This window comes from Vibrio sp. M260118, from assembly GCF_036533755.1.
Classification (GTDB): domain Bacteria; phylum Pseudomonadota; class Gammaproteobacteria; order Enterobacterales; family Vibrionaceae; genus Vibrio.
Map to the genome: position 1 here is coordinate 1 of NZ_JATABG010000387.1, position 3117 is coordinate 3117.

The 3117-nt window shown below is 45.5% G+C and carries 4 protein-coding genes and 1 pseudogene; 3 read left to right on the top strand and 2 right to left on the bottom strand.

What is annotated here, in order from left to right:
* Positions 1 to 161 (bottom strand): YqcC family protein (locus tag QTO00_RS17170; protein ID WP_331425868.1); only part of this gene is annotated, 161 nt, incomplete at its 3' end.
* Between the two features lie 76 nt (positions 162 to 237).
* On the opposite strand from QTO00_RS17170, the pseudogene QTO00_RS17175 reads away from it, so the two are divergent.
* Positions 238 to 1275, top strand: a pseudogene (locus QTO00_RS17175) (DUF3549 family protein).
* A 2-nt stretch (positions 1276 to 1277) separates the two neighbouring features.
* On the top strand, positions 1278 to 1577 hold the full coding sequence (locus tag QTO00_RS17180) for a DUF3301 domain-containing protein (protein ID WP_331425865.1): 300 nt from the start codon (positions 1278 to 1280) through the stop codon (positions 1575 to 1577).
* On the opposite strand, the gene QTO00_RS17185 is transcribed toward QTO00_RS17180, so the two are convergent.
* Positions 1537 to 2043: a GNAT family N-acetyltransferase gene (locus QTO00_RS17185; protein WP_331425866.1), complete on the bottom strand. Its 507-nt coding sequence runs from the start codon at positions 2041 to 2043 to the stop codon at positions 1537 to 1539. The genes QTO00_RS17180 and QTO00_RS17185 overlap by 41 nt on opposite strands.
* A 783-nt stretch (positions 2044 to 2826) precedes the next feature.
* On the opposite strand from QTO00_RS17185, the gene QTO00_RS17190 reads away from it, so the two are divergent.
* A complete protein-coding gene (locus QTO00_RS17190) occupies positions 2827 to 3114 on the top strand; it encodes a hypothetical protein (RefSeq protein WP_331425867.1) in 288 nt (95 codons plus the stop codon).
* Positions 3115 to 3117 lie beyond the last annotated feature (3 nt).

The following is a 3117-nucleotide window of genomic DNA, read 5'->3' on the forward strand; positions in this document are numbered from 1 at the left end:
ACCCACTGCAGCCACTGGCGTGGCTCAAGCGTATCGAGCGCAAATGGCTCTTGGCTAGATAATGCCTCTTCACTCGGTGGCTGAGCCTGCCACAGCCCAATACGTCGCAATTCAGCCTCTACAGCATTAAGCAGTTCAGCTATTTGTTTCTCTTTTGTCATTAATCTGTTTATCTGACCTTGAAAATTGGCCTAAGGGTACCATTTATAGAGGAAAGTAAGTTAGGACAATTCTCTAATGGAAACCATTCATACCCTTACCCAACTGTTAACCAATAGCGACTGTGAGTATCAAGTGTTCGACCTTGGTCGTCGTATCAAGAAGATTGACAACAAAGTCTTCGCCGACGTCGAGAAAGGCCAACTCGCCTACCCTTTCCCTATGCAGCGTAAAGCTCACCTCGCCATCGCTTATTGGAACCAAGAGCAGCAACCTTGGATCTGGTTTCTAAAATTTGAGTTAGACGAACGCGGACTGCTCAAGCAAGCGGACGTCGGTAACTTCATTAAGTATGTGATTGAGGCGATGGGAACGCGCCTGAACCAAGATATGAGCGAAGAGCAGCAACAGAAGCTCTCTAATAACCCATATACCTTCAAGCCAGCCGAAGACAAGATGGCAGTTTTCCATAGCCAGGTCCGAGCAGCGCTCGATCTGCCATGTAGCCAGTACTATGAACATGCGCAGCACTACTTTTCTGGTGGACTCGAGTGGGATAAATGGCAAAGTGTCGGCTTGCAGGGTGTTACCGATATTTGTGCCCGTTTGGACCAAGAGCAAAATGGGGTTAATTTAAGAAAGGCACTCAAACAACTGCCAAATGAGCCGCTTTATGCGGTACTTGGGGCACTTGAGCATACTCAACTACCAGAAAAGCTTGCCCAACGCATCGCAGAAATGGCGCAGCAACAGATAGACAGTGCAGAGCCGGATCTATTCTTACTCTCAGCGCTCATTCGCGCCCTCTCAGGAGCCCCTCAAGCTAGCGTAGCACCTATCTTGAACCAAGTGCTTGCGTCTCCTCGCTTAAGCCATCAAGAAGTATTAATCGGCATTGCAGGCAGAAGCTGGCACTGGCTGAGCGATGCAAATATTGCCGAGCAGTTCCTTCTCCGACTCGCGCAAACAGGTAACTAAGCGCTGTTTAACGAACTTTTTGCTGATTTAGTCATGCTACCTGAGCTACGAATGGTGTTGCTACCTTTGCTCCACTCTAGCCCTTCAGAAGAGCTAGCTAAAGCACTGATTAGCCTTCAACAAACCGCTAAGGCGTAACTATGATCGATGACCTTTTCGCTATTCTTGCACTTACGGCAGTCTGTCTACTGTTTTGGCAGCAGAGACGCCAAGCTGAAATCGCTAAAGCTATTGCCGCTAGAAAGTGCAAAGAGCTCGATCTGCAACTTCTCAGTGTAGCGCTTAAGGGTCACAAACTAAAAACGCCAGAAGGACTCTGGCGTTGGCATTCTATCTATCAATTTGAGTTTTCGTCATTGGGAGATGACTGTTATCAAGGTCGAATTTTAATGCAAGGCTTTAGGCTAGCGAAGGTTGAGCTTCCGCCACATCGGATGTAAATAAATACTCATCGTAAGGGCCAAAAGTATCTCGTTTGTGCGCAGTTAGGGTAAAGCCTAACTTTTCTAGAATACGAACAGAAGGCTCGTGACCCACGTTGGCGGTAGCGATGACCTTAGTCAGGTTAAGATCTCTCACCGCTTTTGGGAAGAAAGCCTGCATCACTTCACTCGCGATTCCCCTACCCCAATAGTTCTTATCAAATATATAGCCTAGCTCAGGCTGGCTATCGAGATCCGAGATAAATACATGGCCAATAAACTCACGACTATGGCTATCTAGGACGGCCATGGCGTAGATATTTCGGTCACTAAGCACTTTTTCAAACAACTTTTTCGCCGACGCTACCGTATGCGCGCCATTCATCTGGGCACGGTTGATAGCACAGCAATTGAGCATCAAAAATTCCGATTGCAATGATTCGTTATATGGGACCAATAACGAACGGCGAGTCACTATCGTCATGACACATCCTTGATAGAAAAATTGTCCTTGAAAACAAAGCCGAAAAGTTAAACCAACTAGCGCAAGCCTTTATTGATCTAGGTTGTTTTTTGAACGTTGTTGTTAGAGTTTTTTACAAAGGTGAGATCTAAGAAAAGCCCCGACACGTTAGTATCGGGGCTATAGTCTTACTCGCAGCAGTCCGGCTACAAAAGGTGCTCCATGCATCTTCCATAATAGTTACTGAATCCTTCAGTAAAATCCTAACTCGCCTTCCTAGCGGTGTCCTAATCATCCTGATAGCTAACAATCCTCGTCAGCGCACATCACTTGTTCCTTGAGCGGTGTCCTTTGTATCATCCTGATACTGTCCTAGCCTCTTCCTAGAGGTGTCCATTGCCTTCCTTGCCACTCACATCCTGTCAGTGAAAGTATCCTTACAATGTCCTTTCGCTCCATGCTTGATCGACGTTCCTAGTCAACCAATCTTCTTCCTGAAGATTCCCAATCCCTGGTATTTCCTGTTCCGTGTCAGCATCCTTCCAACACCAATTAATTTACTCTAATTAGCCTGCAAAACAACTAACCTACAAAAACTCCTGTGCGTAGAAACAAACTTGAAATAAATTAAATATTCATACTTTTCAACCATATAAGTAAAATTGGGTTACTAATTCCACACAAAGAACTCACTTTCTCTCACATCACTTGTGCGATATCTCGCACACGCTATTTCTTAATTTTCCATTAGTCAATTAGGGCTAAGCTCAGTATTATTGAGAGATTAAGCACACAGGAGGTTTTATGCTTACTCAAGACGTTAGCCAAGAGCTAAAAAGTATCCTTGAACAACTGCATTCAGAAGGGAAAGAACCGACCGTTGCACTGGTAAAAGCACGTTTGAGCACTTCTGTCCCAATGCCTGCTTTGATAACGACGCTGAAAAGTTGGAAGAACTCCAGTCGTGTACCAAAAGTTGAAGTAGCGGCAAAAAAAGAAGTCACCGACGCTGAGCGAATTGAGCAGTTAGAGAAACAAGTAGCGGACCTAACCGCAAGACTTGCTGCGATTGAGAATAAACTAGAAAGCTAGGAG

Coding starts and splice junctions, on each gene's coding strand:
- QTO00_RS17190 (WP_331425867.1), top strand. CDS start 2,827: ATGCTTACTCAAGACGTTAGCCAAGAGCTAAAAAGTATCCTTGAACAA.
- QTO00_RS17185 (WP_331425866.1), bottom strand. CDS start 2,043: ATGACGATAGTGACTCGCCGTTCGTTATTGGTCCCATATAACGAATCA.
- QTO00_RS17180 (WP_331425865.1), top strand. CDS start 1,278: ATGATCGATGACCTTTTCGCTATTCTTGCACTTACGGCAGTCTGTCTA.